Annotated in this window: 2 protein-coding genes; both read right to left on the bottom strand. The window is 50.7% G+C overall.

The genetic code is table 11. The annotated features are described in order from the left end of the window. Nucleotides 1-1,980: hypothetical protein (locus WCO51_10275; protein ID MEI6513643.1), on the bottom strand; the 1,980-nt coding region annotated here is incomplete at its 3' end. Between the two features lie 325 nt (nucleotides 1,981-2,305). Then, nucleotides 2,306-3,487, bottom strand: coding sequence for a Gfo/Idh/MocA family oxidoreductase (locus WCO51_10280; GenBank protein MEI6513644.1), 1,182 nt, complete (start codon nucleotides 3,485-3,487; stop codon nucleotides 2,306-2,308). Between the last annotated feature and the right edge of the window lie 780 nt (nucleotides 3,488-4,267).

Below are 4,267 nucleotides of genomic sequence, written 5' to 3' on the forward strand. Positions count from 1 at the left end.
GAAGGAGGCGCGGGTGGCTGAGATGGCGCGCTCAAGATACTCGGTCTTACCCGTAACTTCATAGTAATCGGCATAAGTCGGCACGAACCGAGCCTGGCGGCCGTCATTCCATTCGCCGTCGGTGTTCATGACCCCGAAACCGCCATAGAGATACGCGCTGTAATGAGGCGGCGCCCAGCACTGGTGATAGAACGACAAGATGCCCAACGCAAGCTCGCCGCGCTTGAGCCAATATTCATCACCGGTCAATTTATACAATGCCAAGAACTGATCGGCGGCCCACTGGACGGACAGGTTGTTCTGCGGCAAAATGCCCGACACAGGGTCAACAAAGTGATAAGCCTTCGGGCTACAGGAATAGATGGTTTCAAAGTCATAAAATTTGAGCTTAGGCATGATCTGTTCGTCAACAAACTTGCCTATCTTCAATGCCGCTTTCTTCAACTTCGCATCGCCTGTTATCTTCGCAACTTTGGCCAACACCGCACCGCTGATGGCTGCCGTGCCGCTTTCCTTCAGAGAAGGGGATGGCTTGAAATCCGAGAAGTAAAAGGTCGGTACCGCACCGCTGGGGAGCATCGATTCGGTCAGGAAATCAGCATAAGCGACGACCTTTTCGGTCGTTTCTGGGTCGTTGCCGAAATTATCGTTCCAATACATCAGCCACCAAGCGCTCACGCCCATAGCGCCTGTATCAAATCCGTTAATCGGGTCGCAAGCGCGCGTAGTCCAGTAAAGCGAACCTTCATATTGCTTCTCTTCGAAATTATAGACGCAGGGGAACGCGCCTTTGTTGCTGGGGGAGTTCAAAATCAGGCTGCGAATGCCATCGGCGGCGCTTCGCAGGTCCTTATCGCCCCATTTATCGGCGTAATGGCGAATGCCAAAGCCGACGTTGAGATCGTTTTCCCATGTATGGAAGTTAGCGCCACGCCGAGATAGGTTCTCGATACCGACGCACTCCTTGCCGTTGATCGTCACGCGCTTCATCGTTCGAGCCAACTCATTCGGATACGCATAATCCTTGCCATAGTTCTCGAACGGCATCACCTGCGGGCGGATGTCCTCAAAGTATTTATGCCCATAGCGTTCCCACAGATGGGTGTTGACATCATGCACGACCTTCTCGGGACCATCAGAATCACCTAGAAAGAGGTCAAACCCGTAGGCCATTTCGCCGGGAAGCATTATTTCGCGCTGTTCCGGGTTGTGCTTATAGTAGACGTGGCCGTCTGGGTTCCAGGTACAGAAACCGTAGTATAGTCTCGGCACTTCCGCCTCTGCATCATTTTCCCCATCCATCGGCACATCCGGCATACGCAGGTCCATTGCATGGCGTATCTTCAGACGGTGCTTGATGAGCAAATCGAGGTCGGGAACAAGTGCTGCATAGAGACCATCGTACTGGACGATTGTCGCCGGAGATCGGAAGACGTGATCGGCTATAACGTGATCTTTTTCAAGGTGAAGGCATGGGGTCCAGGCGAAATCGAGCGGCTCCGCGCCTCGTTGCGTCAACCCGTCGGGGATGAAGTAAAACTTACTCATCAATTTGCCCAGACGCACCTCTTTGACACGCTCCGAAATGGTATCAGTGACCGTCACGTGTAGCTGGTTCGACCCGATGATAGTGATGCGCTCTTCGATATGATGCGCGACATACTCGGGCCAGATTTCGCCAGAACTGCCGCGAACGACTAGCTCCTTGCCATTATTGTCAAGAAAAGCCTCGTTCAAGAAGCCGCTCTGAAAGTTCACGGAGTAGCCGCTCCATTCGAGCGTAGGGTCGCTCTTGTGAACAACCGTTCCTTTATCCTCCCACATACTGCCGCGCGAAACCAACCCGGTGCTGAGCAACATGCGCCAATCTCCAGCCGGCTTGCGGGTTTCGAAAATCAGATAGGTTTTTTCTTCTTGGGTAAAAGCGGATACGCGAATGCTATCGTTCCCTATCGTCAGTCCGCCCTCAGGTCTTTCCATCTTCAATTTGCTATCAGTCCCTTTCTTAGGTTTATATTAGCTTCCAGCCTATAACGCCGGCGTCTCGCTGGCACTCTTTTTTGTGTCGTTGCGAGGTTGATTGTGCTGAAGCAACCTCCTCAAAAACCCTCCAGAGAGATTCCTCGACTACTCTCGGAATGACGTCATTACATGAGTTAGGAGACAAAGCCTTCTGACCCACAAATCCGCTTCCCTGAGTAGGTCTCAGGGCCATATCGAAGGGTTCCGGAGACCCCCTTGCATTCCCCCTTGGAAAGGGGGAAATTCAGACTCTACCCTATGCCTTTAACCCTTCACCCTTCGCCTAAAGCGTCTGCGGGTCGAAATAATCTCGGGCGCCTTTGGGGAGGGGCGGGATTTCGTATAACTGCGAACCGTTTCGCATGGATAATGTTGCCATCACACCAGCCGCAACAGCCTGGCGGGCGCCGATTGCGGACGTGGTAATTTTACCGCCATCACGCGCAAAACGGATAAACTCGGCCATAATTCTCGGATCGGCCCCTGCATGCCCAGCGCTATCTTCGGGTGTGAACGTGAAATCAACATCACCTTCAGGGTGGAAATAGGTACGTGTGTTCCAGAGGCGAACGAGCGCTTCCTTTGGGTCATCGCCAAAGTTTTCGATTCGGCCTTCTGTGCCGATAATCGTGTAATTCCTTTGAGCATCGGGCGTGTAATGGCACTGTTGGTAGGAAGCAAGAACGCCGTTATCAAGCTTCATCAGCATCATGCTGACGTCTTCGATGTCCATAATGGGGTGCATCCCAGTCTGTGTCAACGGAGGCCAGGTTGTGCCGAATGTCGCATCACCCCGCTCTGAAGGGTCGTGGCGGTCTTTTATCTGGCCATACAGTGTCAACTCGCCCATCGCCGTCACTTCTTGTGTATAGCCGTGCAGCAGCCAGTGCATAACATCAATGTCATGAGAGCCTTTTTGAAGCAGCATGCCCGTTGATTTCTCCCGCTCAGCGTGCCAGTCTTTGAAATATGCATCTCCGCCATAGGAGATAAAGTGCCTGCACCAACCCACTTTAGGTTCGCCAATTGCGCCGGTATCGATAAGCTCCTTCATCTTCTGAATGACCGGGAAGTGCCGCATGTTGTGACCGACATACAGTTTGCCCTTATGCTTCATCGCGGTTTCGAGGATGCGATCACAACCCTCGATAGTAATGGCCATCGGCTTTTCTAGATAGATCGCTTTACCGGCCTCAAGCGCCGCAAGCGCCTGTTCTTCGTGAAAGTTGTCGGGCGAGCCGATTACTACCGCATCAACATCGTCCCTTTCCAGCAAGACACGATAGTCATTGGTCGTAAAAACATCCTCCCCGCACTTTTCCCGAAGCTCATCGAACCCCTTTTCGACCACATCGCATCCGGCGACTACGCGCACACCCTCTTCAGGCTTATGAGTGTAAAATCCAACACTCCCCCGCCCGCCAGGCCCTATAATCCCAATCCCAAATTCTCCAGACTTAGTCATAATTGCCTCAATTTATATATATATCAAATCCCCTCCTCATCGAGGAAGTCATATAGGACAAAATACAATAACTTTACCGGGGTGATGAATCACTTACGTAGGCTGAGTGATGTTGCCTCAAATACCTAGAGCCACTGTCATCTCCACCTTGGCCACTGTTTTACCTGTGACACCGCGATTATATCAACCGTTGTGCCGGTCTTCCAGGTGGTTCCCGTTTGTATTATCAAAAACCTTATAATGGCCCTTTGGCTGAGCGAAAACATAGATCGGTTACATCATTTTTTCGAAATAGTTAATTTCAAATTATCTATTTGCTAATTCGTAGATTCAGCGTTCCAAAGACCGTCTACAAAAAGAAATCTATAAGTAGAAACAGTTAACCCGAACACCTGCTTGAAATGCTGTTAAAGGAATATCGCTATCATCTGTGTGGCTGCAACTGGATATGCGCCGAACATCTTCTGCCAAAAATCATTGGCAAATTACTTGTGCTGGTGACCTATTAGTTCTACCTAGACACAAGCATTGGCTGACCTCACTGAGGTGAATCCTCGTGTCCCTCGCATACGTCCTCAGAGAACCGCGACAATCCTACGGTTTGGCTTACTATTTAGTGTTCAAAGCAGAGGAAACGGAAAAACATTTAAGTAACAAAATGAGCCCGGATGTACTTCGAAGATAACAAGCCACTGCCCATGTGGGTATTAGCGGTAGGAATACAGCTATTTTCGAACCCAACCGAGACACAATCAGACTACATGAAGGTTTATGTAAAAG

The sequence above is a fragment of the bacterium genome, from assembly GCA_037131655.1.
In the GTDB taxonomy this organism is placed as follows: domain Bacteria; phylum Armatimonadota; class Fimbriimonadia; order Fimbriimonadales; family JBAXQP01; genus JBAXQP01.

Excerpts from the sequence above, each read along its gene's own strand:
- WCO51_10280 (MEI6513644.1), bottom strand. The coding sequence starts at position 3,487 with ATGACTAAGTCTGGAGAATTTGGGATTGGGATTATAGGGCCTGGCGGG.